The following is a 24,420-nucleotide window of genomic DNA, read 5'->3' on the forward strand; positions in this document are numbered from 1 at the left end:
CGCCGGACGTAACGTCTCGAAGCGCCGAATCAAGGACACCTCGCCATGCAAGAGCAACGCCAAGTTGTCACGGTGGAAGACACTGCGGCCAACCCGCGAAATTACGTATTTGTCCTGTTGGACAAATTCTCGCTGCTGTCATTCGCTTCAGCGTTGGACAGCCTGCGGATTGCCAACCGTATGGCGGACAAGACGCTGTATACTTGGACCCTGATGGGCGAGGGTGGCGAAACGGTCAATTGTTCAGCTGGTACGACATTCGAGTTGGACAAGGACCTGATCGAACTTCAACGCGATGATGTCGTTTTGATCTGCGGCGGCGTGGACGTGCAGGCCGCGACCACCAAGAAAGTGCTGAACTGGGTGCGCCGCGAGGCACGGCGGGGCCTGCGCATCGGTGGTCTGTGCACTGCGGCCTATACGCTGGCCAAGGCCGGGCTGCTGGACGGCAAACGCGCCACGATCCATTGGGAAAACGCAGACAGTTTCGTTGAGGAATTCGATGAGGTCGAACTGACCAAATCGGTCTTTATCGTCGATGCGAACCGGATGACCACGGCGGGGGGCACATCATCCATCGACCTGATGCTGAAGCTCATCGCTGATGACTATGGCGAGGACCTTGCCAATGCGGTAGCGGATCAGATGATCTATTCCTCGATCCGCACGGATCAGGACACCCAACGCCTGTCGACCCCGACCCGCATCGGCGTGCGTCACCCCAAGCTGAGTCAGGTCATCCTGATGATGGAAAAGAACATCGAAGAACCGATCTCGCCTTCGATTCTGGCGAAAGATGTCGGCATGTCGACCCGGCAGCTTGAACGACTGTTCCGGCGCTACCTCAGCCGTTCGCCCAAGCGCTATTACATGGAATTGCGTCTGCACAAGGCGCGTAACCTGCTGATGCAGACGGATATGAGCGTGATCAACGTGGCGCTGGCCTGCGGGTTTGCCAGCCCGTCGCATTTCTCGAAATGCTACCGGGCGCATTACAACACGACGCCCTATCGCGAGCGTGGTGCGCAGGGTGATCGGTTGTCGATATGACCCGACCCTAAGTGCCCGGCGTCATGCGATAGACCGCCCCCTGCCCGACCGAAATGAACCAGATCGATCCGTCCGGGGCCTCGACGATATCGCGCACGCGTTCGGTCTCGGGGCCTTTGATCTGCTCGACCTCGCGCAGCGGCGATCCCGCCAGCCGCGCGATATAGTCGAATTTCAGCGAGCCGACGAAGATATTGCCTTTCCACTCGGGCCACAGCTTGCCGGAATAAACCATCAACCCGGATGGAGCCATTGACGGGTCCCAATAATGCTCGGGCTGTTCCATGCCCGGTTTCGCTGTACCTTCTCCGATTTTGTCACCGGAATAGTGAACGCCATAGGAAATGACAGGCCAACCGTAGTTCAATCCCGGCTGCACCAGATTGACCTCGTCCCCACCCTTTGCCCCGTGTTCCGAAATCCAAAGACGCCCTTGCGCATCCAGACCCGCCCCTTGCGGATTGCGATGTCCAAACGACCAGATCTCGGGGCGCACGTCATCGATTTCGACAAAGGGATTGTCGCCCGGTACCGTACCATTGCGGTTGATACGGATCACCGACCCCATGTGATTGGTCGTGTCCTGAGCGGCCGGCTGGTCGCCGCGATCACCGATCGTGACGAACAATGTCCCGTCATCGGCCTCAACCACGCGCGACCCAAAATGCTTGCCCGTTCTGCCACCGGGCACCGCCTCAAATATCACCCGCACTTTGGTCAGCCGATCGCCACTCTCGGACAGGCGCGCGACAGCCACCGCATTTCCGGCCTTGCGAAATTGCCGTTTTGAAAATGTCAGAAAAATCTCTCGGGTTTGCGCAAAATCGCGCGCGATTGTGACATCCAGCAACCCGCCCTGCCCGTTCGCCGCCACTTTGGGCACACCCCTGACGCGTTTTGCCTGTCCGTCCGACACATATAGCAGTTCACCATCGCGTTCAGTGACCAGAAACCCTTCGTCCGGCAGGACACCGATCGCCCATGGTGTATCCAGACCGTCAATCATCGGACTGACCTGGACGGGGCCGGATGATGTCTGAACGATATCGGCACTGACCCAACCGGCCTTAAACAACAGCACCAGAATCGCAAAAACTCTTAACATTTAACTCTCCATCTGCGGAACGTCTGCCGCTAAGCCACGGGACACACCCAACAAAAACTATAGGAAGTATAGGCGGCAAGGACACATCTGCGTTAGGACTTTTCTTTTCCGGGCAGCTTGCCTAGGGTCGTGCTCAGTTTGAAGACCACTTCAGGGAGTAACCTCATGAAAAAGCTGCTTACCGCAACTGCAGCAACCGCTTTGCTGGCTGGCACCGCCATGGCCGAAGACGTCAAACTGGGCATTATGTTCGGTTTCACCGGCCCGATTGAATCGCTGTCGCCTGCCATGGCCGCCGGCGCGGAACTGGCGATGAAAGAAGTCTCGGAATCGGGCAAGCTTCTGGACGGTTCGACCGTAACCCCGGTACGTGCCGACACCGGCTGCGCCGACAACGCGCTGGCCACCGCCAATGCTGAACGTCTGGTTGCTGAAGGCATCAACGGCCTAGTCGGTGGTGACTGCTCGGGCGTGACCGGCGCCATCCTGCAAAACGTCGCCGTGCCGAACGGCATGGTGATGATCTCGCCGTCCGCCACCTCGCCCGGCCTGTCGGTGATGGAAGACAACGACCTGTTCTTCCGTACCTCGCCGTCGGATGCCCGCGAAGGTGAGATCATGGCCGACATCCTGAAAGAGCGTGGCGTCAACTCGATCGCTCTGACCTATACCAACAACGACTACGGCAAGGGCCTGTCCGAGGCGATCAAATCCTCGTTCGAAGCGCTGGGTGGCGAAGTCACCATCGTTGCCGCGCACGAAGACGGCAAGGCGGACTATTCGGCTGAAGTTGGCGCGCTGGCATCGGCAGGCGGCGACATTCTGGTCGTGGCGGGCTATCTGGACCAGGGTGGTCTGGGCATCATCCAATCCTCGCTGGACAGCGGTGCTTTCGACACGTTCGGCCTGCCGGGCGGCATGATCGGTGACTCGCTGCCCGAAAACGTTGGCCCGGATCTGAATGGTTCCTACGGTCAGGCGCCGGGTTCGAAAAGCGAGGCCGCGGATTCGTTCTTTGCCATGGCCGAAGGCGAAGGCTTTGACGGCTCGTCGATCTTCGTTCCCGAATCCTATGACGCCGCAGCGCTGTTCCTGCTGGCGATGCAGGCCGCAGGGTCCAGCAACCCCGCAGACTACGGCAGCAAGATCATGGATGTCGCCAACGAACCGGGTGAGAAGATCTATCCGGGCGAGTTGGCCAAAGGTCTGGAACTGCTCGCCGCCGGTCAAGACATCGACTATGTCGGTGCATCGGGTGTTGAGTTGATCGGCCCCGGTGAAAGCGCCGGTGCCTACCGTGAGATCGAAGTGATCGACGGCGAGATGAAGACGGTTAATTACCGCTAATTCAGCGTCAATTCAGTCTAATCAGAGTAGCCCGGGCCTTGTGCCCGGGCTTTTTCAGTGACAAAAGGCTGCACCTCTGTTTTCGGGGTAAAGACAAGGGAAAACCATGATCGTCGTTGAAGACGTGCACAAGCATTTTAGCGGCTTCCACGCGGTGGATGGCGCTTCGTTAAAGATTGAAGAGGGTTCGATTACCGGCCTGATCGGACCGAACGGCGCTGGCAAGACCACCCTGTTCAATGTGATCGCGGGCGTTCTGCCTCCGACCTCCGGCCGCGTCGTCATGGATGGTGAAGACATCACCGGCCTGCCCCCGCACAAGCTTTTCCACAAGGGCCTGCTGCGCACTTTCCAGATCGCGCATGAGTTTTCCTCGATGAGCTGCCGCGAGAACCTGATGATGGTCCCCGGCGCGCAATCGGGTGAGACGCTGTGGAACACGTGGTTTGGCCGCAAACGCATCGCCGACGAAGAACGCGCCCTGCGCGCCAAGGCCGACGAGGTGCTTGAGTTCCTGACCATCGAACACCTGGCCGACCACAAGGCGGGTCAGGTCTCGGGCGGGCAGAAGAAACTTCTGGAACTGGGCCGCACCATGATGGTCGATGCCAAGATCGTGTTTCTGGATGAGGTCGGCGCGGGCGTGAACCGCACGCTTCTGATGACCATCGCCGACACGATCCTGCGCCTGAACAAGGAGCGCGGCTATACTTTCGTGGTCATCGAGCACGACATGGATTTCATCGGCAAGATCTGCGACCCGGTCATCTGCATGGCCGAGGGCAAGGTTCTGGCCGAGGGCACTCTGGACGAGATCAAAGCCAACGAGCACGTGATTGAGGCGTATCTGGGCACCGGCCTGAAAAACAAAGACAAGCTGGAGGCCCAAACATGACCGCTGGCGCAAGCGACAATCCCTATCAGGACGATCACGGCAACAAGGACGCGACGATCACCAATCCCCATGGAGCGGGCACCATGACACCCGCCCATCAGACCAGCGGTGAAACGCACTATGTCGGCGGTGGTCCGTTCCTGATCGGTGACACCATGACAGGCGGCTACGGCAAGGGGCCGGACATTCTGCACAACTGCACCATCGCCGTCGACAAGGGTGAAATCGCCGTCATCGTCGGTCCCAACGGTGCCGGTAAGTCCACCGCGATGAAGGCCGTGTTCGGGATGCTGGACGTTCGTGCCGGTTCCGTACGGCTTGATGGCGAGGATATCACCAAACTCTCGCCTCAGGACCGCGTGATCAAAGGCATGGGTTTCGTACCGCAGACCTCGAATATCTTCACGTCCATGACAGTCGAGGAAAACCTCGAAATGGGGGCCTTCATCCGCCGCGACGATATCAGCCAGACGATGGAGCAGGTCTATGACCTGTTCCCCATTCTGCGCGACAAGCGCAACCAACCGGCCGGAGAGCTGTCGGGCGGTCAACGCCAACAGGTCGCCGTGGGCCGCGCGCTGATGACCCAGCCTAAGGTGCTGATGCTGGACGAACCGACCGCCGGCGTCTCGCCCATCGTGATGGATGAACTCTTCGACCGGATCATCGAGGTCTCTCGCACCGGTCTGCCGATCCTGATGGTCGAACAGAACGCCCGTCAGGCTCTGGAGATTGCGGACAAGGGATATGTGCTGGTTCAGGGCCGCAACGCCTATAGCGGCACTGGCAAAGAACTGTTGGCCGATCCGGAGGTGCGTAAGAGTTTCTTGGGGGGGTGAGTATGAGAAGTGCTATTCTTGCCTGTGCTTTCCTCGTGGCATACGCAAACTTCAGTTCCGCAGACGTTGTATTTCCTCCGCTTAAACTATTGGATTGTGACGCGACAAGACACTGTGAGCTAGGTCAAAGTTGCACTGACATTTCCATATCGGGAGTTATCGCAATAATCGGTCCAGATGACCCTTCCTTGAAGGGTAATTCTAGACATTTTGCAAATTTTTCATCGACATCGGAGGCACTTGGTCGGGAATTTCTGACCGCATATCGCTATATGTTCAAGGATCGCGTGAAATTGTCAGACCCGGAAATCCAAGATCTTGAATTCTCTTGGATAATTGAAGTCGGTGAGAACGGAGATTTCGTCGTCATTGATCGTGAACAACGCTTGATCGTCAAGTGCGATCAAAACTCGAGGTTTGACTAATGGACTTCCTCAACGCCCTTGTGGCGCTCTCCAACTTCGTTCTTGCGCCTTGAAACCTCTCGATCCGCTTGCTCTACTAGATTACGGCTAAACTGTGATCGCGCTTTCTGAAAATTTCAGCACGAACAACCAAAACCGTTCATTTACAACGATCTAAAGGCTGTTCGTCAACCTCCTGAAACCTCTCCCGTCGGCTAAATTTTCGCCACGTTCCACACGTACTCACGGCGCGCGAACCGCGGGAATCGAAAGCACGATTCTCAACCATTTCGGGCGGATGCCCCATTCAGGAGACACATCATGAAATATCTGGCAGCGCTTGCCGCTATTGCCTTGCCCGCGACCGCGCAGGCCGTATCGCAAAACCCGGCGGAAGGGGACGTTGTTTACGAGTGCCAGATTACCGAAAGCTGCAACCCCGGCGGTTGCAAGCCCATTGACCCAGCGCATCAAGTCACGCTGAAAAAGCTCGAAGGCCAATCCAAAGGTCTTCTGCTGGCTGAAGGACAGGAACATGAAGTTCTCGTATACCCCAGCCTCGGCGCGCAGGAATTCCTGCATATCGATGGAACCACAAGCGTCGGCTACACCATAAAGTCCGACACGGGGCAGCTTGAAGTTCGAGCGACTGTTGGCCAGCAACGAAACGACCGTGGCGCCTGCCAGTCTCTGAATTGACCGCACATTTGCGCCAGTAACGAACCTGACACGCGCCGGAAAAGGGTGAACCAGTCCGGCGCGTTATAGCCCACCTAGGTCACGTTGCGAAAATGCCGTTATTTTCTGAGGATTTCGGCATCCCCAAACACCTGAAATATTGTGTCTTTGCTCACTGCTATGCCATAAGGCCGCACCCGACGGAATGAGAAGGTGAGATGGACATACTAAACGCGCTGGTCGCGCTTGCGAATTTTGTGCTGGTGCCTGCAATTGCTTATGGCAGCCAACTGGCTTTGGGGGCGCTGGGCGTCACTCTGATCTATGGCATCCTTCGGTTTTCGAACTTTGCCCATGGCGACACGATGGCCTTTGGCGCGATGATCGCCGTGCTGGTTACTTGGGGCCTGCAGGCCGCCGGGGTTAGTTTCGGGCCGCTGCCGACCGCCTTGTTGGCCCTGCCCTTTGCCATTCTGGGCTGTATCGTTCTGGTGCTGATCACCGATCGTCTGGTCTATCGGTTCTACAGGGAACAAAAGGCCAAACCGGTCATTCTTGTGATCGTGTCGATGGGCGTGATGTTCATCATGAACGGCCTGGTGCGGTTCATAATCGGACCCGACGATCAGAGGTTCTCGGACGGCGCAAGGTTCATCGTTTCGGCGCGGGATTTCCGCGACATGACCGGGCTGCGTGAGGGGCTGGCGATCAAGACCTCTCAGGGCATTACCGTGATCGTGGCCGTTGTCGCCGTGGCGCTACTGTTCTGGTTCCTCAACAAGACCCGCACGGGCAAGTCGATGCGCGCCTATTCGGACAACGAGGATCTGGCGTTGCTGTCCGGCATCAACCCCGAACGCGTGGTGATGATCACATGGATCATTGTCGCTGCACTGGCGACCACTGCCGGGGTTCTCTACGGGCTGGACAAGAGCTTTAAGCCTTTTGTCTATTTCCAACTGCTGCTGCCGATCTTTGCCTCGGCCATCGTGGGCGGCCTCGGTAGCCCTCTGGGTGCCATTGCAGGTGGTTTCATCATCGCCTTTTCCGAGGTGACGATCACCTATGCCTGGAAAAAGGTGCTGACCTATCTGGCGCCGGAAAGCCTGGAGCCGTCGGGATTGGTGCAATTCCTGTCCACCGACTACAAATTCGCGGTCAGTTTCGTGATTCTGCTGATCGTACTGCTGTTCAAACCTACGGGTCTGTTTAAGGGGAAAGCGGTATGACCGAGCCTGTCAAAAATACGCTGCTTTTCGCTGTTGTCGGTGGCCTGATCCTGCTGACCGGATTCACGCAAAGCTGGAACGCCGCGATCCTGATCCTGAACATGGGGCTGATCTCGGCCATCATGGCGCTTGGGGTGAACCTGCAATGGGGCTTTGCCGGGCTGTTCAACGTCGGTGTCATGGGTTTTGTCGCGCTGGGCGGGCTGGCGGTCGTGCTGGTCTCGACCCCGACCACGCCCGGAGCATGGTCTGCTGGCGGGTACGGTATCGTTCTGGCTTTGCTGCTGGGGGCCGCGACTGTCGTGGCCACAGTGCTGGTGGCACAGAAGATGCCGAAAGGCCGGGTGCGAACCCTGTCGATCATCGCAATTCTGATCGTCGGGTTCTTTATCTACCGCGCTGTGCTTGATCCCAACACGGCAGCTGTCGAGGCGATTGAGCCTGCGGTCGCCGGCAACCTTGGCGGGCTGAACCTGCCTGTACTGCTGGCCTGGCCCGCCGGGGGCCTGCTGGCTGCGGGTGCAGCCTGGCTGATCGGCAAAACCGCTCTGGGTCTGCGCTCGGACTATCTTGCGATTGCAACGCTGGGTATCGCCGAGATCATCATCGCGATCCTGAAGAACGAGGATTGGCTGGCCCGGGGCGTCAAGAACGTTTACGGCATCCCGCGCCCGGCACCGGTTGTTGGCTATGAGGTCGACCTACAAAACGATCCCGGCTTTGTAGCACGCGCCGATTGGTTGGGGCTGGACCCGGTCACGGCCTCGACCCTTTCGGTCAAACTGGGCTATTCGCTTCTGTTCCTCATCGTGCTGTTGGTGCTGCTGTGGATGGCGCAAAAAGCCCTTCACAGCCCCTGGGGCCGCATGATGCGCGCCATTCGTGACAACGAAGTCGCGGCCGAGGCGATGGGCAAGGACGTCACCCGCCGCCATTTGCAGATTTTCGTTCTGGGCTCAGCCATCTGCGGTATCGCGGGCGCGATGATGACCACTCTGGACGGTCAGTTGACCCCAAGTGCATACCAACCGCTGCGGTTTACTTTCCTTGTCTGGGTGATGGTGATCGTCGGTGGCTCGGGCAACAATTTCGGCGCGGTTCTGGGCGCGTTCGTCATCTGGTTCCTTTGGGTTCAGGTCGAACCCATAGGCCTGTGGCTGATGAACCTGATTACGGCGGGTCTGCCCGATGGCAGTGCGCTCAAGGCGCATCTGGTCGGAAGTGCCGCACATATGCGCCTGCTGACCATGGGCCTGATCCTGCTGATCGTTCTCAGATTCAGTCCAAGGGGCCTGATCCCCGAGAAATAGATCACATTCCGGAGAAATTTTGGAACCGCGCCACATAATCGGCGCGGTTTCTTGATTCATGAGCCGAACGTGAATAGACGAAATCATCGTTGGGCACATTCCGGACCTGCGCCAGATCGCCTTCACGTTTAATTAGTCAATCGGGGCTGAAACTACAGGCCACCTCTCGAGAGTAAGAAGACGACAGATGAAAACTTCCATTTTCCCCAAGATCCTCATGCTGCCAGTCGTCGCCAGTCTGGCCGCATGTATCCCGTCACCCGAAGATCTGGAGACCACGCCGGTCAAGGTCCAGACCCCGAAGGGTGTGGTGACGTGTCAGCTGTACCGGCATGACCGCGTGTCCTGGGACCGGGCCATCGATTTCCCGGCCACCAAGATGTCGGTGCCCGAGGCGGATGCCTACTGCAAACAGGAAGGCCAGCGTCGCCTGAAGTAACGGGATCGGCGCCGGGCGACAGGTACACCGCGCGGCGCCCTGCACTTACCGGCCCCGAAACAGCCCGCCCAGAATACCGCGGACGATACGGCGACCAGTTGTCCCTTTGAGTTCCTTGATGACAGCCTCGCTCATGGCGGTGGCAAAGGTATCCTTCTTCCGCACGACCCGGGAGGATGATCGACCCACACGGCCACCGGAATACCGGCGGGCTGTGGCGAATTCGCGTTCTGCTACAGTCTGCGTCTCTTCCTCCTCTTCCGCTTTGGCAGCGGCTTTGGCTGCCTCATCCGCTCGGCCCTGAAGGATTTCGAACGCAGACCTGCGATCCTTCAACGTGCCGTATTTGGACTGCATGGGTGAGGCCGCCAGAACAGCCTGACGCTCGGCCTCGGTTATTGGCCCAAGCTGCGATCCGGGCGGGCGGATCAGGGTGCGTTCCACGATCCCCGGAACCCCTTTTTTCTGCAGCATCGAGGTCACTGCCTCGCCCACGCCGACCTCACGGATTGCGGCTTCGGTGTCGAAGGCCGGGTTCTCGCGATAGGTTTCGGCGGCCAGACGCAGGTTCTTGCGATCCCTGGCCGTGAACGCGCGGAGGGCGTGTTGCACCCGGTTACCGAGCTGCCCCAGAATGTCTTCGGGGATGTCCGCCGGGTTTTGCGAGATAAAGTACACCCCAACACCCTTGGACCGGATCAGCCGCGCGACTTGCTCGACCTTGTCGACCAAAACCTTGGGTGCGTCTTCGAACAGCAGATGCGCCTCATCAAAAAAGAAGACCAGCTTGGGTTTGTCGGGGTCACCGACCTCGGGCAGCTCCTCAAACAGCTCACTTAGCAGCCACAACAGGAAGGTTGCATACAGGCGCGGAGAGCCCATCAGCTTGTCCGAGGCCAGAATGTTCACCATCCCCTGCCCGTTCGCATCCGTGCGCATCAGATCGGCAAGCTCCAACGCTGGTTCGCCGAACAGGTTGGTTCCGCCCTGGTTTTCCAGCACAAGCAAGCGCCGTTGAATCGCCCCGATCGACGCGGTTGAGACATTGCCATAACGAAGAGACAATTGCGCCCGGTTCTCACCAATCCAGACCAACAGGGCTTGCAGGTCTTTGAGATCCAGCAACGGCATCCCCTCTTCATCCGCGACCCGGAAAGCGATGTTCAGAATACCCTCCTGCGCCTCGCTCAGGTCCATAAGACGCGACAGCAGCAACGGTCCCATTTCGGTCACGGTTGTGCGTACCGGATGGCCTTGCTGACCGAACAGGTCCCAGAACGTCACCGGGCACGCGGCATAGGCGTAATCCTGAAATCCGATGCGTGTTGCGCGATCCTGAAACGCCTGATGCAGCTTGTGGGTTTCGCTGCCCGCCTTGGCCAATCCAGACAAATCCCCTTTGACGTCGGACAGGAACACAGGAACCCCGGCTTGCGAAAACCCTTCGGCGAGGATTTGCAGCGTGACCGTCTTGCCCGTGCCCGTCGCACCGGCAATCAACCCGTGCCGATTGGCATATTTCAACGTCAGGGACTGAGGCTGGCTGTAGTCGTCGCCCGCACCGCCCAGAAAAATGTTATTTTCCATGTATGTAAGGCCTTAATTTCCACCGATCTGCCCCCAGCATACAAAGTTAACCTTTGACTGCGATAGTCAAATCGCCGCCTTCGTCGCGAATGGTGCAAGGCGGCAAACTTCCTCCCTGTCGACTGACCGCGCCTTCGGGCGCGGTTTTTTTAACGGAAAGCTGTATCTACCGTTAAAATTTAAGGTTTGCAGTTGACCGCTGCGCCCGCCTTTCGTAACGTCTGCCCATAACTAAGTCGGCCAGTCCGACGGGGAGAACAATTCTGGAAGGGAGCCGCTCCACCGGCTCCCTTTTTCATTGGCCGGAAACGCTGGTAAACGGCAAAAAACCGATCACATACGGTCGTTTGCTCAGCTTAGTGCCTGACACCGTGATCGAACGGTGGTAAGACCCACAAAAAAGCTCAATCACTCTGCCGAGGCATTCATGATCAAGAAACTTCTCTCTTTCAACGTAATGGCCGCTGTTCTATGCGGCGGTGCCGTATACGCGCAGGAAACGACGCAGGAAAGCCAGCCCGCAGCCGAAGCGCCGCAGACAGAGGCGGGAAGCAATCTCGATCTGGGCGAAAGCGGTCCTCGCGTTGGCGAGCAATATGTCAAAGAAGAGGTCGGAGACTGGTCCGTTACGTGCATCAAATCCGGCACAGACAACGACCCCTGCGCCTTGCGGCAAATTCTGCTGGGCCCGCAGCGTCAGCCCATTGCGGAAATCACCATTGAAAAACTGCCCGAGACTGCCCCGGCGATAGCAGGAGCAACCGTCATCGTCCCTCTGGAAATTCTTCTGCAGGCGCAGCTGGCATTTTCGATCGATGGGGCGCCGGGCAAACGCTATAACTATCACACCTGTACCCCCGTCGGCTGCATTGCCCAATTGGGCTTTACCCAAGGCGATATCGACGCGATGAAAGCCGGTAGCAAGGCACAGATGTCTATGGTTTCGGTTCATGCGCCCACTCAGCTGGTGCAGCTGGAGATGTCCCTTTCAGGCTTCACCGCCGGGTTCGACGGGCTAAGCGTGAACCAGAACTAAGGCACGACAAAAAAACGTCGCCGTGTCCGAACGGCGACGTTTTTTTTCAGCTGGTTTGCTGTTTTAAACCTTCCTGAGCGCAAGCACCGCGTTGAGCCCGCCAAAGGCAAACGCGTTGCTCAGGGCAACCTCGACCTTTGCTTCGCGGGCGTCGTTGGGCACAACGTCCAGCGCGCATTCGGGGTCGGGCTCTTCATAGCCGATGGTCGGAGCGATTACGCCATCCCGCAGCGCCATGATACAAGCCAGCAACTCGACCGCGCCGGTTCCACCGATCAGGTGACCGTGCATGGACTTCGTGGATGAGATCATCAGATCATCTGCATGCGGGCCGAATACATCGGCAACGGCGGCGCATTCGGTTTTGTCATTCGCGGCCGTGCCGGTGCCGTGCGCGTTGATGTAGCAGACCTGATCCGCATTCAGACGCGCATCCGCCAAGGCACCCGCCATGGCTCGTGCCGCGCCTTGTTTGCTGGGCATCACAATGTCCGATGCGTCCGAGGTCATGGCAAAACCCACCACCTCGCACAGGATATCGGCACCCCGGGCGCGGGCGTGTTCGTATTCTTCGAAAACGAAGATACCGGCACCTTCGCCCTGAACCATCCCGTTACGGTTGGCGCTGAACGGGCGGCAGGCATCGCGGGACATGACCCGTAACCCTTCCCAGGCCTTCACGCCGCCAAAACACAACATCGATTCCGACCCGCCGGTGATCATCGCGGGGGCCGCCCCGCTGCGCACCATCTGGAATGCCAGCGCCATGGCGTGGTTTGACGATGCGCAAGCAGTCGAGACAGTAAAGCTGGGGCCTTTGAGGTTGTGCTCCATCGACACGTGGCTGGCTGCGGCATTATTCATCAGCTTGGGCACGACAAACGGGTGAACCCGGTTCTTGCCGTCTTCGTAGACTGACCGATAGTTGTCGTCCCAGGTCGAAACACCACCCCCGGCAGTACCCAGAACCACACCGGACCGCGCGGCGAGATCACCGTGAAACTCGATCCCGGATTGATCAATCGCTTCTTTGGCGGCTGTCAGGGTGAATTGAGTGAACCGGTCATACAGGCTCATTTGTTGGCGGTTGAACCGCCCTTCGGCCTCGAACCCACGGACCTGACCGCCAATTTTGATAGAAAGCCGCTCGACATCGCGGAATTCAAGATCTGAGATACCGCAACGCCCTTCGCGCATGGCTTCAAGCGTATCGGCGACCGAATGGCCCAGCGAGTTGATCGTGCCGGCCCCGGTAATAACGACGCGTTTCATTGGCTCAGGTCAGACCTTTTCCGACACGAGCTTTTCGATACCGGCGATGATGGCGGCGACATTCGAGATGTCGAAATCGCTGGCCTTGGGTTCGTTGGCATTGAACGGCACCGAGATGTCGAACTCTTCCTCGATGGCGAAGATGCTTTCGACCAGACCCAGACTGTCGATTCCGAGATCCTCAAGCGTGCTTTCGGGAGTGACGTCAGAAGGCTCCAGCACGGCCTGCTCAGCAATGATTGCGATGACGCGGTCGGTGATGCTCATGTCGGTCCTCTGATTATCCCGTTGAGGATGATTTAATCACTCGGAGGCTGTTTGAAAACAGCCTTTTTCAACGCCTCTACGTCACGCGCCATTCGGGGCAAACGACGTTGCGCTTTGTAGATATCGGTATGAGTGTCCATCTTGATGCCCGGATAGCCCATGATCACGCGACCCGCAGGCACGTTGGACAATATTTTGGTGCCGCCTCCCGCAATCACGCCGTCGCCGATAAAGATGTTGTCGACCACACCGGTCTGGCCGCCCAGCACCACGTTATTGCCAATTTCTACCGAACCGGACACGCCGGTTTGGCCGCATAGCAGACAATCCTGTCCGACACGGGTGTTGTGGCCGACATGCACGAGGTTATCCAGCTTCGAGCCATTTCCGATGCAGGTATTGCGGATCGTGCCATTATCGACCGTGCAATTGGCACCAACCTCAACGTCGTCACCAATCTCAACCGCGCCCAGAGAATGAATGCGCAGCCAGCTTTGCGCCCGTGCGTCGCCCTGATCGCCCATCGTCTTGCGCGCGTTTTCGGCACCGGACACTTCGGGCGTCACAAAGCTGAACCCGTCACCGCCGATCCGCGCACCGGGTTGGGCAATGAAGCGGTCACCGATTTGCGCACGCGCACCGATGCTGACCATCTCGCGCAGCATCGCTTGATCGCCCAGAACGGCATCCATCCCGATCACGCAATGGGGCCCGATCACAGCGCCTTTGCCGATCTTCACCCGCGCGCCGATGACGGCCAGTGGTCCGATCGAGGCACCCTCGCCGATTTCCGCCGTTGGGTCGATCACCGCCGAGGGGTGAATCCCCGGCTCGACCCCCTGCCCGCGATCCAGCATTGCGGTCACCCCTGCCATCGCCATACGCGGCCGGGGCACAAAAATCGCCGCTTCCAGACCCAACGCCTGCCAATCGGCACCTTCCCACAAGACGGCGGCCCGTGCTGACGCACTGCTCAAAGCCTCGGCATATTTCGGAGACATCGCCATCGCCAGATCGGTCGCCCCGGCATCCGCCGGCTCGGCGGCGCGCTCGACAATCAGGCTGGTGTCGCCCTGACTTTCCGCCCCAAGGGCATCGGCGATTTGCTGGATGGTGTAGTGCATATCGGGCTTCCCGGATTAAGGACCTGCCCCGCTGATTACCCCTGAACGTCCGGCAGGGCTACCCCTGCTTTCTGCAGAGCAGCCCAGATTTTCTGGTCCCGCTCATAGACATCCCGGCGATACTGAACCTTTCCCTTCGGTCCCATAAAGGCCGTACGATAGATGATGTGGACCGGAACATGCTGCTCCAGATGCACAGTAGTCTCTTTGCCAGTATTCAGGACCCGGTGAAAAAACGCCTTGGGGCTTTCTTCCTGTTTGGCCAGCAGCGCATATGCAAACTCAAACGGCTGCGCCAGGCGGATACAGCCATGCGAGAACGCCCGCACCTCACGCGCGAACAGACTTTTCTGCGGCGTATCATGCAGATAGATGTTGTACTTATTGGGGAACATGAACTTTACCAGCCCCAACGCGTTACTGGTTCCGGGCGCCTGACGCATCGCAAACGGAAAGTTGCTCGCATTGAACTGGGTGAAATCCACGGCACCACGATTGACCTGACGGCCGCTGCGATCAGTAATCTGGATGTGACCGACCGCGTTCGGGTTGGACTTCAGCTTGGGCAAGTATTCCTTAGTGATGATCGAGCGTGGGACATACCAGCTGGGGTTGATGACCATATGCTCCATCTCGTCCGAGAATTCGGGGCTGCGGCGGTCATGGGTGTTCTTGCCGATCACGGCGCGGGTCTCAAAAGTGATCGCCCCGTCATCCACGATCTTGGCCGAGAAATCGGTCTGGTTGACCAGAATGTGACGTTCGCCCCGTTCGCGCGGCAACCAGCGTTCGCGCTCCAGCGCGACATAGACCGCCTTGAGCCGATCCGAGGCGCTGCGGTTAAGTTCGGTGATCGTGCCCTGACCGGCAACGCCGTCGGCCGCGAGACCGTGATCAGTCTGGAACGCCTGCACGGCACCCAATAAAGCATCGTCAAAGTCCGGGCTGGCCGTTGGACGCAGATAACCCATGGAAACCAAACGGTTACGCAGCATAATTACATCCGGCCCCGTGTCACCGTATTCCAGCTTGGACACTGGAACCGTCGGCCCCCAGCCGCCTTGGTTCACGAGGTTTTCCAGAACCAGTTTCTGCTTCATCAACGCCCGGTATTGCGCTGATTGCGGGGCAAGCTGATCAAAATAGCTGCCGTTCTCCGCCGCGATCAGAGCCTGAAGATGGTCCTTGGCTGAGGTCCGCGCGACCTTCCGCACCAGCCCATCGTCAATCGCAGCGGGGCGCAACGCGCCGGATTGCAGGTTGCGGGCATATTCCACAAACGCGCGGCTCAATTGAATCTCGACCGCGCCAAGATCGCGTGTCGTGCGGGCATTCTGCATCTGTTCCAAAAGCGCTTGAACGCTGTACGAGCCCTGCGGCAGACCGTGCATATCGGTGTCCGACAAGGCCCGGATCAACCGCGCCCGCCGCGCCAGGTGCTCAGGCGATTCCCCCACCCAAACTGGTGCAAATCCGTTTTCCCGGTAAAATTCCGCTATCCCTGACCCCGAGGGGGCAAACTCCGCGACAGCCATCTGATAAGCCGTTGCCGGCCGTTTTTCTGCGCCTGCGATCGATGCTGAAGCCAGAAAACATGCCGTTAAAAAAATACTAGAACGCGTCCGAAAACCTGAGAACATGGGATGGCCTTGATTATTCACTATTTTACGCCGCTGGGGAGCGTGCCGATCAACTATGATTGCGTCCCGTGCAGCTTGTCTATTCACAAATGTATCACCGCGGCGCATCTGTCAGAGCGTGATGCGTGTTTGCATCGCCCGGCGGAATAGCGCCGCCAAATGCCTCTGGATTATACATAATTACGCCACCTGCGCAAAAAACTGCCGAAAATTCCCCCTTGAAAAGGTGATTTTGAAAGACTTCTTGGCTGATTTTCGCGACTGTGTCATAAATCCCGCATCTGGGATGGGAAAAAATTAAGAACGCGCGCGTAACATCGTGCGCAGGCAGGAACTAGTACGGGACGAAACTAAAATGACGATGAGCAGTACCTCGGGCTTGACCCGGCGTGCCCTTCTGGGCGCATTCGCGGCTACGGCAGTTGTGGCGGCACCGACTTATTCCAATGCGGCAGGATTTCTTCGCGGCGGTGGCGACATCCGCCGTATTCGTATGTATTCCGGCCGCACCGGCGAACGCATCGACATGATCTATTGGGTCGATGGAAAATACATCAAAGACGCCGTGAAAGAGGTCAACCAATTCATGCGTGACTGGCGGACCGATCAGGTCAAGGACATGGACCTGCGCACCATCGACATCATGGCGGCGTCACACAATCTTCTGGATGTAAACGAACCGTACATGCTGCTTTCGGGTTATCGCTCGCCGCAGACCAACGCGATGCTGCGGTCGCGCTCGCGTCGGGTTGCCAAGAATTCGCTGCATATGAAAGGTCAGGCCGCCGACCTGCGCCTGTCGTCCCGTTCGGTCTCGCAGATGGCCAAGGCGGCCATGTCCTGCCGCGCAGGTGGCGTGGGCAAATACTCCCGTTCGAACTTCGTCCACATGGATTGCGGTCAGGTCCGCAGCTGGGGCGGCTAAACACCCCGCACAGTTTCGAAACGACGAGCGCCCTTGGGCGCTCTTTGTTTTTTGGGCAGTCGCAAAAACCCTTTGGACGGGAAGCGACATAAAAATCTGGCTACCCTTTCGCTTAAGGCCAATTGCATACATTGGCATCATCGACAGAAACACAAAATGGCCAGATTTTCCCAATAGCTGCGAGCGCATGAAAAAGACTCTTGTTCTCGCAAGTTGCCTGCTCTTAGGAACCACAATACCGTCGCTGGCGGACCCAGAGACCGATGCACAATATATTCTCGAACAGCATAGTGCATCGAATAATTTTGAAGAGCGAATAAGCGCGCTCAAACGACGTGCATTAATTCATTTTGAGCCGTTCTTTCAAAAACTCGGCGCCCAGATCATTGACCCTGATCGTTTTTTAGATGAGCTCTTGGGTGATTTTGAAGCCGAAATCTTTTCGGACGTGCGCAGTACCACCGTTGCCGCATACTTAGAGATTCTGACAGACGATGAGATAGCCGCATTGGCGGATTACTACCGGAGCGACGAGGGCCAGTATTTGCTTGCCCAAGGTCTTACCGCGGAGACTATGTTTCAGTATGCCGCGCTCGCTTTTGGAGGAGCGTACGCGCCAATACTGGAACATATGCAAGAGCTTGAGGTGGCTTTAGACAGGGTAAGACCCATCGTTGAAGCGCGCCTTGAAAAAAAGCTTACAGCAGATCGAATTGCCGACATAATGGAAATGGAAGACATCGTAAAATTTGAAGATGAATCCCGCCGCCAGATCGTCGTGGATGCCATGCGCCAATATGAAAAAGATGACCAGTAGCTGGGTCAATTTCCGATACAACAAGTCACTCAACTTGCCCAACGGATTGTAATTCCGCGCTACGCATCGATCATAATTGCCATGAAGCTCGTGAAAGCTATGATGTTCAACGACATGCGATCAGCAGGGAAGGCAATTCTTCGCACGATGCATATTAGAAGCTGAGGCTTATTGAAGTGTATGGCGCACCTGAGAGGATTCGAACCTCTGGCCTCTGCCTTTGGAGGGCAGCGCTAATACTCATGTTCACCCCAAAGGCCTCGTTTGTTCCTGTTTTCGACCATGAACTTTGGAACCCAAAACCGGGAAACGGGGGCTCACCCCTGTTTGCTCTAATACCTCACCGAATCCGGCTTGGGCCATTCCGGCAGTTTCTCAGGCGCGGGTACATTATGTTTTTCCAACCACTCCCGGATGGCCGCCCAATGATCCTGCGGAGTGGCTATGAAGCGCATTGGGTGAAGCGCATTGAATGCAGATCGGCGATCTTTGTCTCTAACTGCCGCCACCAATGGATTTTGAACTTGAGCCCGTGGCGCTTAGCCCAGATACGCAGCACCGCCTGCCAGTTATCGACCCGGCAGGCCTCAAGTTCCTTGTGGAGATCAAACGGGATTCGGTTAGGCCATGTCACAGCCTTGATATGAGGCAGGCAGAAAGACGCAGCAAGCGATCTCTCGCCGTGTCACCCAGCTTTCGCATGAGCTGTTAGTTGGAATTCGTCCGGGTCGAAGACTTCGTACTGCCAATACTGTCTGGACAGTCGCCACCACCTCGCCACAAGCAAACCGTCTACAATACCCCGAACATGGCATCTCTGGTGGCGCGAGTGGGTTGGGTGCGGGAACGTATCGCCTATCATCAGTTGATGTTCCATCTCGGTCCTCCTTGTTGTTAAGCCACTGGCTTCCCCGTAGAGCCACCAAGCCAGTATAACATAGACGCCGTCTAAACCCGGAAGACCCTCTCTATTGTTGAACTCACGAATGTCGGCTCTAAGCCCATTCCGGACCTCCATCGCCATTTGAGGCTTCGCTTGTGCAGCGTTTCGCAATCCGCGAGAACCAGACATTCAGCACCGGGTTGAAAATGGCTGGTGAGCGGACAAATAGCGTTTTCGCTGCGCCGTCACCAACGGCCGCATTGGAAAATCGGGAACAGAAAGTCCTACTCTTTGGTTGCCTTATCTAAGCCCGAACAGTTGAATGCAAACTTGCCTGTGGTTCCGGCTATGATGATGCCTACAGGCGACGGCCTGGGTCGGGACATCAGCGGTGAACGGCGCCTCTGAGCGGCACAAGCCAAACCTGTTTTCCCGAACCGGCAGTTTTAGTGGCCGACCGAATCCGATCCCCTGTTGTCACCTTTGATTTCATCCAGGGCGTCGTGGTAGATCGGCTGTTCACGAATGACGTCCATGTAAGCGTTACCCAGTACCTGTCCGGAGGTAACGTCCATCGGATAGTGGACGCCGCCTATGACACGACCGTAACCGATTTTACGACCAAGCTCCTCAAGCTCATCCGAATGCTCAGGAAAAATGTCCGAAAGAACAGACGTGTAAACTATTGCACGGATCGTATGCCCACTCGGATATGACGTGACAGGGAAGGCCGTTGCGACCGGTTCAACGTCTTCATTGGCAACAAATGGGCGCGGGATATCATAGTTTGCTTTGACCGCGTTATAGTCGTCGCGAACCTCATCAATAATCTGGTCCAGCGTTTGGTTAAGGACCTCGGTATCGACATTTAACAACCCAGTTGCCACGATGGGGGCGAACCGTTCCAGATCAACTGACTTTTGGACAAAGTCGATTTGGTCTTGGGTTCTGCTTTCTTGCAGCCACATGACGGCAAACATTTCCTTGTCGAACTCCATCGTACCAGGTTCCGCCGGTGGTCCGATGAGTTCCACGCTCTCAAGACTGCCGGCCGGATAGAACTGTTCTGAAACAGCAGGTCCAGCGAAGGCTACAAGGGCAATAGCAGCAACAGTACTTTTGGTCATAGCGTCAACCGTCCTAATGAGTTCGAAGTTTCTTTCTAAAGAGATCAAGCTTCGGCGATCATTGTGCCCCAGCTGGAGAAGCCACCATCTTTGTTACAGATGATTGTTTCCATCCCGGTCACGGGATCGTTTCCAAAGTAGCATTCCGCGAATGCGCCGGTGCCGACTAGTGAAAGGGTCATGGCAACGAGACCCAAAGCAGCAAAGTTTTTCATGATACTCACTCCTCTCAGGTGAGTCTCATGTGGGTGCCCTCGTTGTCCGAAATATTTTGCTTTGATTAATTATTCTTAAGCAAAAAATATCAACCGAATGCCTTATTTGCGTAGATAGTGTTAAAGATTTTCGTTGATTGGATGGCATGGCCGTATTCCGAAGATCGGACGTTGGCGCGCAACGAAGCATTTGGACTTTGGGCTCGCTGCGGTCATTCTCTGCAGCAAGCATAGGCGGGAAATTTGAGGCCTGAGCCACCGTTACCATTAGATTTGGATGCTGCGAGTGCATTCGGCCGCGTCGAGTCCTATCCGGAAGTTCCAGTCTTGCTCCAATCTCTCGATTTTGCAAATCCGGCCCTCTCAATTAGGATATGACCAGTTCATTAAACAACTTGTATTGGAATAATGGCATGGCAATTGAGCGATGGACTGTCGGTTCGTATTTAGCAAAAAGACTGCAAGAAGCTGGGGTAAAAGACTATTTTGTGGTTCCTGGCGATTACAACTTGGTGCTGCTGGATGAGTTGCTTGGCAATCGGGATCTGCGAATGATCAGTTGCTGTAACGAGCTCAACGCCGGTTATGCGGCAGACGGATATGCCCGCGCCACAGGAGGGCCGTCTGCAGCCGTTGTGACTTTTTCTGTCGGGGGATTGAGCCTTTTGAATGCCGTTGCAGGCGCCTATGCCGAAGATCTTCCGATGATCGCGATATCCGGTGGGCCGAACACAAACTCTGAGGCCGAGTGGGAATACCTGCACCACACGCTTGGAGAGGTCGATTACGACTATCAGCGAGAGATGTTTGCTCGTGTAACTGCTGAGGCCGTCACGATCCATCATCCCTCGCTCGCGCCTGTGGCAATCGACAGGGCAATAGATACTGCAATGATCCGGCGCAAACCGGTTTATATCGAAATCGCCTCGAACATAGCAGGTGCGCCGACGTCGGCACCCGTGCCCCGCAGTTTCGCCAGACAGCCCAACAGTGATCCGAACACGTTGGCGACTGCGGTGGCGCAAGTTTCAGAGTTCCTGAACGCTGCAGAGCGGCCAGTACTTGTTGCAGGAAGCAAAGTGCGCGCCGGTCAGGCAGAGTCCCAATTGCGCAGACTTGCGGCCAACTGTGGATACGCGCAAGCATCGATGCCCAATGCCAAGAGTTTTCTATCTGAAGCAAATGACAGTTTTATGGGGATCTATTGGGGGCCTGTCAGCACGCCGGGCTGTGGAGAAATTGTCGACGCCGCAGACGGACTGCTATTCGTCGGCCCTGTTTTCACCGACTACACCACAACGGGTCACCAGCTTGGTTTCGATCCTAGTAAAGCAATTATGGTTCATCCGACATCGGTTCAGTTGGGTGACACGCATTTCAGCAATGTTCGCATGGATGAATTTCTGGATATGCTGGCCGATAAGGTAAGTCCGAACAAAGGTGCTGTTACAGCCTTTGAACGTGTCAGAACGGAGCTAAGCCCACCAGAACCCAGTGAAGCTGACACACCGGTGACCGTTCGCCAACTCTTCGCCCGTGTTCAAAAGATGCTGGATGAAGACAGCACGCTACTCGTCGAAACAGGGGATTCCTGGTTCAACGGCATGGAGACCAACTTGCCCGAGGGCACTCGTTTCGAGATACAGATGCAATATGGGTCCATTGGTTGGTCCGTCGGCGCGTCACTGGGGTACGCGTTGGGGAACACAGAGCGTCGGTTGATCTCATGCATCGGGGATGGTTCGTTTCAACTGACCGCCCAAGAGATTTCGACTATGATCCGGTACGACGCAAAGCCGATTATTTTTCTGATTAACAACGGCGGCTACACGATCGAAGTTGAGATACACGACGGCCCCTACAACACCATCAAGAATTGGGACTACGCCGGCCTGATCGACGTGTTCAGCGCCGGAGACGGCAACGCTTGGGGGTGCAAGGTCACGACAGAAGGCGAGTTAGACAATGCCATCAAAACGGCCATCGACCATAACGGTCTTTGCCTGATTGAAGTTCTTATCGACCGGGACGATTGCAACGTCAATCTCTTGCGATGGGGCAATCAGGTTGCGCGGAACAATGGTCGGCCCAATCGATGCAGATAGAGCGTTAGCCAAAAAAAACGCTGACGTGATCAATTCAACAAGCTCGACAAGCGCGATCTTTCTACGGAATTGAGGGAACTGTTATGCTGAATGGAGCGATGCTCGTGTGGTTTCTGTTAACGGGTGCCAGCGTGGGCTTTGTCATCCGGGATTCGATCAGCAACGGAGTGACAAGCTGGGTTCAACGGACTGCTTGGATTCTCGTGACGCTATACACTGGCCCGATCGGTTTGTTTTTCTACCTGCTTGCGTGTCGCCGCCCTTTCCCAGGAGGTCACGACCAATATACGCGCGCTACTTGGAAACAAGGTATCAACAGCGAGATGCACTGCGTTGCAGGTGATGCTACGGGTATCATATTAGCTGCCATACTGGTCCACTTTCTGAGCCTTTCAAATGGGTGGGACATTGTAATCGAGTACGTCTTCGGATTTGTGTCCGGTTTGTTCATCTTTCAAGCGCTGATGATGATGCCGATGTTCGGGAATTACGGACAGGCCGTTCGTAAGACGTTCTTTGCGGAAACGGTCTCGATGAACATGGTTATGACCGGAATGATCCCTACGATGGTACTACTTGCGGCCGCGTGGCCGGGATCGGAGGACCCGCTTACCCCACAATTTTGGTTCCGTATGAGCCTTGCAACCGTTGTCGGAGCGGTGATCGCTTTTCCGATGAACCGATGGTTGGTGGCGAACCACCTGAAGCACGGCTGCATGACGCTTCCCGGTGCTGATGGCCCGGCGCCAGCGCTTGGGCATGTTTCGCCAGAGCACCATGTAATGGCGGGTCAAGATGGGCACCAAATGGCGGGGCATCATCAAATGAAAAGTCTATCCGTCGGAAACATTGCAACGTGGATTTTTTCGACTTACGCAATCCTTTTCGTAGCACTGTGGCTGACATCAAAATTTGTGCAGATCAGATTCTAAGTAGCCCGTCTGCAGCATGAAGCGACCCCGAGAAAACCTCATAAGTCGTCTGTCTTGCCAAGGCCGCAATGCACTTTTCAACGATGGTAGCCGCTTGCTCACCAAAATCTTACAGAACGACGGCTTTGTCCGCGCAGCCGACATTGGTCTAATTTCTCGAGACGAAATAGCAAATGCGTGATAGCTCCGAATTTATGGCAACCTCATCTGCGCAAAATCGAACGTCTATTCCCTACGCAATTGCGGTTACTGGCGTACTTTTCGCGTCAATCTGCTTCGGACTGGTTCCCTATTTCAGCCGCAGCCTGACCGAGCAAGGCGTCGCACCCTACGCGGTCGCATTTTATCGCTACATTATTGCGGCAATTCTTCTGCTTCCTGTTCTCATCTTGCATCGAAATGAATGGCGAGAGATCCTGTGGGGTCTTTCGGCCGGAGCCGTAATGGGGTTTGGATGGATCGGATATGTAACGGCGCTGGAAAAGTTACCCGCTTCGACGGTTGGTGTGCTTTACATGACCTATCCGGTGTTCACTCTAGTCATTGCCTGGGCTGTGTTTGCCGACACACCCACACGGCGCGCCTTGTTAGCCTCTGGTCTGATTGTGGTGGCGGCTGTCATTGCTGGCTCGCCCACATCAGTCCCTGCCGAGCATCTGCCAACGCTGCTGATATCCCTTGCCGCCCCATTCGGGTTTGGTTTTGGAATTTGCGTCCTGGTGCACAGGTTATCACGAATTGCGCCGTTGGCACGCATCGCGTCAGTTTCTCTGGGGTCTGTACTGGGCCTCGCGCCGCTCATTCTCGGTGCTGACCTTGGAGAGCTTCTCCCGAGGGAACAAGCCGATTGGCTGCTCATTGTGGGCATTGGACTTGTAACCGCTCTGGTGCCCCAACTTATCTACACAATCTGCTCACCGGTCATCGGTGCCTCCCAAACCGCGGTGATTGGAAGTATCGAGTTACCTACCATGTTTGCCGTGGGTTTTCTGGCTTTTGGTGAATCCATCTCTTTGCCTCAAGCTTTGGCATGTTCGTTAGTGTTGGGCGCGATCGCGATTACAAGAAGCCGAAAGACGCGCACCGTATCGACCGTGCTCGCAAAAACACCGAAACGGTAGCATTGGGCTAAAAGCCGATTTTCGAGAGTTCACAAATAGGAGCCAATGTCGGCTGTGCGGACTTAGCCGCCGT

At 56.5% G+C, this 24,420-nt stretch carries 22 protein-coding genes; 14 read left to right on the forward strand and 8 right to left on the reverse strand.

Annotation, left to right across the window (positions count from 1 at the left end):
* Window positions 1-45 precede the first annotated feature (45 nt).
* On the forward strand, window positions 46-1,050 hold the full coding sequence (locus tag GOX88_RS02760; RefSeq protein WP_170398885.1) for a GlxA family transcriptional regulator: 1,005 nt from the start codon (window positions 46-48) through the stop codon (window positions 1,048-1,050).
* A 7-nt stretch (window positions 1,051-1,057) separates the two neighbouring features.
* On the opposite strand, the gene GOX88_RS02765 is transcribed toward GOX88_RS02760, so the two are convergent.
* The gene (locus GOX88_RS02765; protein ID WP_170398888.1) at window positions 1,058-2,155 is read right to left on the reverse strand and encodes a PQQ-dependent sugar dehydrogenase; all 1,098 of its coding nucleotides are present in this window, start codon (window positions 2,153-2,155) and stop codon (window positions 1,058-1,060) included.
* 165 nt (window positions 2,156-2,320) lie between these two features.
* Here GOX88_RS02765 and GOX88_RS02770 point away from each other — a divergent pair, with 165 nt between their 5' ends.
* From GOX88_RS02770 to GOX88_RS02800, 7 genes are all read left to right on the forward strand, one after another.
* Complete coding sequence (locus tag GOX88_RS02770; RefSeq protein ID WP_170398891.1) at window positions 2,321-3,502, forward strand: ABC transporter substrate-binding protein; 1,182 nt, start codon at window positions 2,321-2,323, stop codon at window positions 3,500-3,502.
* 106 nt (window positions 3,503-3,608) lie between these two features.
* On the forward strand, window positions 3,609-4,397 hold the full coding sequence (locus tag GOX88_RS02775) for an ABC transporter ATP-binding protein (RefSeq protein WP_170398894.1): 789 nt from the start codon (window positions 3,609-3,611) through the stop codon (window positions 4,395-4,397).
* Window positions 4,394-5,236, forward strand: a complete 843-nt coding sequence (locus GOX88_RS02780; protein WP_170398897.1) for an ABC transporter ATP-binding protein — start codon at window positions 4,394-4,396, stop codon at window positions 5,234-5,236. The genes GOX88_RS02775 and GOX88_RS02780 overlap by 4 nt, the downstream gene beginning before the upstream one ends.
* 725 nt (window positions 5,237-5,961) lie before the next feature.
* Complete coding sequence (locus GOX88_RS02785; RefSeq protein ID WP_170398900.1) at window positions 5,962-6,339, forward strand: hypothetical protein; 378 nt, start codon at window positions 5,962-5,964, stop codon at window positions 6,337-6,339.
* A gap of 197 nt (window positions 6,340-6,536) precedes the next feature.
* Complete coding sequence (locus GOX88_RS02790) at window positions 6,537-7,547, forward strand: branched-chain amino acid ABC transporter permease (RefSeq protein ID WP_170398903.1); 1,011 nt, start codon at window positions 6,537-6,539, stop codon at window positions 7,545-7,547.
* Complete coding sequence (locus GOX88_RS02795) at window positions 7,544-8,857, forward strand: branched-chain amino acid ABC transporter permease (protein ID WP_170398906.1); 1,314 nt, start codon at window positions 7,544-7,546, stop codon at window positions 8,855-8,857. The genes GOX88_RS02790 and GOX88_RS02795 overlap by 4 nt, the downstream gene beginning before the upstream one ends.
* Window positions 8,858-9,044: 187 nt before the next feature.
* Complete coding sequence (locus GOX88_RS02800) at window positions 9,045-9,296, forward strand: hypothetical protein (RefSeq protein WP_170324935.1); 252 nt, start codon at window positions 9,045-9,047, stop codon at window positions 9,294-9,296.
* A 45-nt stretch (window positions 9,297-9,341) separates the two neighbouring features.
* Here GOX88_RS02800 and GOX88_RS02805 read toward each other — a convergent pair whose 3' ends face one another.
* Window positions 9,342-10,883: a helicase HerA-like domain-containing protein gene (locus GOX88_RS02805; protein ID WP_170398909.1), complete on the reverse strand. Its 1,542-nt coding sequence runs from the start codon at window positions 10,881-10,883 to the stop codon at window positions 9,342-9,344.
* Window positions 10,884-11,310: 427 nt separating this feature from the next.
* Between GOX88_RS02805 and GOX88_RS02810 the strand changes: the two genes are divergently transcribed.
* On the forward strand, window positions 11,311-11,919 hold the full coding sequence (locus GOX88_RS02810; protein WP_170398912.1) for an invasion associated locus B family protein: 609 nt from the start codon (window positions 11,311-11,313) through the stop codon (window positions 11,917-11,919).
* Window positions 11,920-11,982: 63 nt separating this feature from the next.
* Here GOX88_RS02810 and GOX88_RS02815 read toward each other — a convergent pair whose 3' ends face one another.
* The 4 genes from GOX88_RS02815 to GOX88_RS02830 are packed head-to-tail and all read right to left on the reverse strand — an operon-like array spanning window position 11,983 to window position 16,222.
* Window positions 11,983-13,191 (reverse strand): beta-ketoacyl-[acyl-carrier-protein] synthase family protein, encoded by a 1,209-nt coding sequence (locus tag GOX88_RS02815; protein WP_170398915.1) that lies wholly within the window; start codon window positions 13,189-13,191, stop codon window positions 11,983-11,985.
* A gap of 9 nt (window positions 13,192-13,200) precedes the next feature.
* Window positions 13,201-13,458 carry an acyl carrier protein gene (locus GOX88_RS02820; protein WP_170398918.1) on the reverse strand — a complete coding sequence of 86 codons (258 nt, stop codon included), beginning with the start codon at window positions 13,456-13,458 and terminating at the stop codon, window positions 13,201-13,203.
* A 32-nt stretch (window positions 13,459-13,490) separates the two neighbouring features.
* Window positions 13,491-14,582 (reverse strand): UDP-3-O-(3-hydroxymyristoyl)glucosamine N-acyltransferase, encoded by a 1,092-nt coding sequence (gene lpxD, locus GOX88_RS02825; RefSeq protein WP_170398921.1) that lies wholly within the window; start codon window positions 14,580-14,582, stop codon window positions 13,491-13,493.
* A 35-nt stretch (window positions 14,583-14,617) separates the two neighbouring features.
* On the reverse strand, window positions 14,618-16,222 hold the full coding sequence (locus GOX88_RS02830) for a L,D-transpeptidase family protein (RefSeq protein ID WP_170398924.1): 1,605 nt from the start codon (window positions 16,220-16,222) through the stop codon (window positions 14,618-14,620).
* 355 nt (window positions 16,223-16,577) lie between these two features.
* Here GOX88_RS02830 and GOX88_RS02835 point away from each other — a divergent pair, with 355 nt between their 5' ends.
* Window positions 16,578-17,147: a YcbK family protein gene (locus GOX88_RS02835; protein WP_170398927.1), complete on the forward strand. Its 570-nt coding sequence runs from the start codon at window positions 16,578-16,580 to the stop codon at window positions 17,145-17,147.
* 187 nt (window positions 17,148-17,334) lie between these two features.
* The gene (locus GOX88_RS02840) at window positions 17,335-17,964 is read left to right on the forward strand and encodes a hypothetical protein (protein ID WP_170398929.1); all 630 of its coding nucleotides are present in this window, start codon (window positions 17,335-17,337) and stop codon (window positions 17,962-17,964) included.
* Window positions 17,965-19,293: 1,329 nt separating this feature from the next.
* On the opposite strand, the gene GOX88_RS02845 is transcribed toward GOX88_RS02840, so the two are convergent.
* Window positions 19,294-19,974: a phosphatase PAP2 family protein gene (locus GOX88_RS02845; RefSeq protein WP_170398932.1), complete on the reverse strand. Its 681-nt coding sequence runs from the start codon at window positions 19,972-19,974 to the stop codon at window positions 19,294-19,296.
* 44 nt (window positions 19,975-20,018) lie between these two features.
* Window positions 20,019-20,189, reverse strand: a complete 171-nt coding sequence (locus tag GOX88_RS02850; protein WP_170398935.1) for a hypothetical protein — start codon at window positions 20,187-20,189, stop codon at window positions 20,019-20,021.
* Between the two features lie 413 nt (window positions 20,190-20,602).
* Between GOX88_RS02850 and GOX88_RS02855 the strand changes: the two genes are divergently transcribed.
* The 3 genes from GOX88_RS02855 (at window position 20,603) to GOX88_RS02865 (ending at window position 24,347) form a co-directional block, all read left to right on the forward strand.
* Complete coding sequence (locus GOX88_RS02855; protein ID WP_170398938.1) at window positions 20,603-22,294, forward strand: thiamine pyrophosphate-binding protein; 1,692 nt, start codon at window positions 20,603-20,605, stop codon at window positions 22,292-22,294.
* A gap of 83 nt (window positions 22,295-22,377) precedes the next feature.
* A complete protein-coding gene (locus GOX88_RS02860) occupies window positions 22,378-23,226 on the forward strand; it encodes a DUF4396 domain-containing protein (protein WP_170398941.1) in 849 nt (282 codons plus the stop codon).
* A gap of 173 nt (window positions 23,227-23,399) precedes the next feature.
* The gene (locus tag GOX88_RS02865) at window positions 23,400-24,347 is read left to right on the forward strand and encodes a DMT family transporter (RefSeq protein WP_254443269.1); all 948 of its coding nucleotides are present in this window, start codon (window positions 23,400-23,402) and stop codon (window positions 24,345-24,347) included.
* Window positions 24,348-24,420: the final 73 nt, after the last annotated feature.

It is taken from the genome of Ruegeria arenilitoris (assembly GCF_013030985.1).
Taxonomy (GTDB): Bacteria; Pseudomonadota; Alphaproteobacteria; order Rhodobacterales; family Rhodobacteraceae; genus Ruegeria; species Ruegeria arenilitoris_B.

Bases quoted from the DNA above. Each gene is read 5' to 3' on its own strand.
- GOX88_RS02775 (WP_170398894.1), top strand. From the start codon at position 3,609: ATGATCGTCGTTGAAGACGTGCACAAGCATTTTAGCGGCTTCCACGCG.
- GOX88_RS02805 (WP_170398909.1), bottom strand. From the start codon at position 10,883: ATGGAAAATAACATTTTTCTGGGCGGTGCGGGCGACGACTACAGCCAG.
- GOX88_RS02800 (WP_170324935.1), top strand. From the start codon at position 9,045: ATGAAAACTTCCATTTTCCCCAAGATCCTCATGCTGCCAGTCGTCGCC.
- GOX88_RS02855 (WP_170398938.1), top strand. From the start codon at position 20,603: ATGGCAATTGAGCGATGGACTGTCGGTTCGTATTTAGCAAAAAGACTG.
- GOX88_RS02830 (WP_170398924.1), bottom strand. From the start codon at position 16,222: ATGTTCTCAGGTTTTCGGACGCGTTCTAGTATTTTTTTAACGGCATGT.
- GOX88_RS02840 (WP_170398929.1), top strand. From the start codon at position 17,335: ATGAAAAAGACTCTTGTTCTCGCAAGTTGCCTGCTCTTAGGAACCACA.
- GOX88_RS02835 (WP_170398927.1), top strand. From the start codon at position 16,578: ATGACGATGAGCAGTACCTCGGGCTTGACCCGGCGTGCCCTTCTGGGC.
- GOX88_RS02780 (WP_170398897.1), top strand. From the start codon at position 4,394: ATGACCGCTGGCGCAAGCGACAATCCCTATCAGGACGATCACGGCAAC.
- GOX88_RS02820 (WP_170398918.1), bottom strand. From the start codon at position 13,458: ATGAGCATCACCGACCGCGTCATCGCAATCATTGCTGAGCAGGCCGTG.
- GOX88_RS02765 (WP_170398888.1), bottom strand. From the start codon at position 2,155: ATGTTAAGAGTTTTTGCGATTCTGGTGCTGTTGTTTAAGGCCGGTTGG.
- GOX88_RS02760 (WP_170398885.1), top strand. From the start codon at position 46: ATGCAAGAGCAACGCCAAGTTGTCACGGTGGAAGACACTGCGGCCAAC.
- GOX88_RS02845 (WP_170398932.1), bottom strand. From the start codon at position 19,974: ATGACCAAAAGTACTGTTGCTGCTATTGCCCTTGTAGCCTTCGCTGGA.
- GOX88_RS02865 (WP_254443269.1), top strand. From the start codon at position 23,400: ATGCGTGATAGCTCCGAATTTATGGCAACCTCATCTGCGCAAAATCGA.
- GOX88_RS02815 (WP_170398915.1), bottom strand. From the start codon at position 13,191: ATGAAACGCGTCGTTATTACCGGGGCCGGCACGATCAACTCGCTGGGC.
- GOX88_RS02785 (WP_170398900.1), top strand. From the start codon at position 5,962: ATGAAATATCTGGCAGCGCTTGCCGCTATTGCCTTGCCCGCGACCGCG.
- GOX88_RS02810 (WP_170398912.1), top strand. From the start codon at position 11,311: ATGATCAAGAAACTTCTCTCTTTCAACGTAATGGCCGCTGTTCTATGC.
- GOX88_RS02850 (WP_170398935.1), bottom strand. From the start codon at position 20,189: ATGAAAAACTTTGCTGCTTTGGGTCTCGTTGCCATGACCCTTTCACTA.
- GOX88_RS02795 (WP_170398906.1), top strand. From the start codon at position 7,544: ATGACCGAGCCTGTCAAAAATACGCTGCTTTTCGCTGTTGTCGGTGGC.
- lpxD (WP_170398921.1), bottom strand. From the start codon at position 14,582: ATGCACTACACCATCCAGCAAATCGCCGATGCCCTTGGGGCGGAAAGT.
- GOX88_RS02860 (WP_170398941.1), top strand. From the start codon at position 22,378: ATGCTGAATGGAGCGATGCTCGTGTGGTTTCTGTTAACGGGTGCCAGC.
- GOX88_RS02770 (WP_170398891.1), top strand. From the start codon at position 2,321: ATGAAAAAGCTGCTTACCGCAACTGCAGCAACCGCTTTGCTGGCTGGC.
- GOX88_RS02790 (WP_170398903.1), top strand. From the start codon at position 6,537: ATGGACATACTAAACGCGCTGGTCGCGCTTGCGAATTTTGTGCTGGTG.